Origin of the sequence: Rhizobium sullae (assembly GCF_900169785.1) — a bacterium.
GTDB lineage: Bacteria > Pseudomonadota > Alphaproteobacteria > Rhizobiales > Rhizobiaceae > Rhizobium > Rhizobium sullae.
Map to the genome: position 1 here is coordinate 1 of NZ_FWER01000213.1, position 339 is coordinate 339.

Below are 339 nucleotides of genomic sequence, written 5' to 3' on the forward strand. Positions count from 1 at the left end.
CGCGTCGATCCGCCGGCTCGTAGGCACATGGAAACTGTCGTCGAAGGCTGGATGCCGCATACGCTTCATCACCTGCATGCCGATGAAGGCGACGACGACGGCGCCGCCGAGGACGAAGGCAAGGTTCGGATCCCATGCGCCGAACAGGTCGAGGAAACCCTGGACGCGGGCCGGGTTCAGCATGCCGGATAAAGACAGGCCAAAACCGAAGACGATGCCCGAGGCGAGAGCGGCCCCGAACTGGTAGATGTTCCTGTTCATATTCCGAGACCTCGCAGAACTGCGACGGCAAACACGCCGGCCGTCAGGAACGTGGCGACCGCCACCATCGATCGCGGC

The 339-nt window shown here is 63.4% G+C and carries 1 protein-coding gene and 1 pseudogene; both read right to left on the reverse strand.

The window, feature by feature from the left end; translation table 11 throughout:
* Nucleotides 1-261, reverse strand: a 261-nt coding sequence (locus BN1800_RS39825) for a DUF6691 family protein (protein ID WP_342210329.1), incomplete at its 3' end; no start/stop codon positions are given.
* Nucleotides 258-339, reverse strand: a pseudogene (locus BN1800_RS43750) (YeeE/YedE family protein); the annotation flags it as partial. The pseudogene BN1800_RS43750 and the gene BN1800_RS39825, both read right to left, overlap by 4 nt.